General features: G+C 30.4%; 1 protein-coding gene and 1 pseudogene. One reads left to right on the forward strand and one right to left on the reverse strand.

Going from position 1 to position 936, the window contains the following annotated elements; genetic code table 11:
• Positions 1 to 174 (reverse strand): annotated as a pseudogene (locus IDG60_RS16260) (M23 family metallopeptidase); the annotation flags it as partial.
• 208 nt (positions 175 to 382) lie between these two features.
• On the opposite strand from IDG60_RS16260, the gene IDG60_RS16265 reads away from it, so the two are divergent.
• A partial coding sequence (locus tag IDG60_RS16265) for an FMN-dependent NADH-azoreductase (RefSeq protein WP_156976273.1) occupies positions 383 to 936 on the forward strand: 554 nt, incomplete at its 3' end.

Raw genomic sequence — 936 nt, forward strand, 5'->3', positions numbered from 1 at the left:
ACTCCCTCTAAAAAAGTCTTCCCATTTTGAGTGTCCTTGTCCTTTATGATTTTGTGTCAATTTATCGGTATATTGGTTAAACCATTTTTGAATGTCATCTATATAAATAATCGTAAATAATAGTGAAAGAAAAATGATAATTGTTGCCAAAATACGTTTTGGTCGCTTTGTCATAGTGGCATCCATCCTTCATATATTTTGGGTATTAAGTATATATTCTAAATCAACTATTTCATAATTAAATGCACTCATACTTTAGTAGTACTGCCAAATATAGATGAAGAAAATGATGGTAATTTGAATATTTTGATTGATATTAAATTTTATATCGAGTATAATAATTATACTTAAGAAAATAACAGAAACAGAGGAGAATTTTCAAATGGCAAAAGTATTATATATTACAGCACACCCTTTTAATGAACTGGTATCAAATTCTATGGCGGCTGGTAAAGCATTTATCGAAACATATCAACAACAACATCCTGATGATGAAGTGAAACATATTGATTTATTTGAAACTTATATTCCAGTTATTGACAAAGATGTATTAACTGGTTGGGGAAAAATGAGTAATGGCGAAACGTTAACTGATGATGAACAAATGAAAGTTTCAAGATTGAGTGACATTTTAGAAGAATTTTTAAGTGCAGATAAATATGTATTTGTAACGCCTATGTGGAACCTTTCTTTCCCACCTGTAGTTAAAGCATATATTGATGCTATTTCAATTGCAGGTAAAACTTTTAAATATTCTGCTGAAGGACCACAAGGTTTACTAACTGACAAAAAAGTATTACACATTCAATCACGTGGTGGATATTATACTGAAGGACCTGCTGCTGATTTTGAAATGGGTGACCGTTATTTAAGAACAATTATGACATTCTTAGGTGTGCCATCATATGAAACAATCATTATTGAAGGACACAATGC

The sequence above is a fragment of the Staphylococcus sp. EG-SA-2 genome, assembly GCF_017152085.1.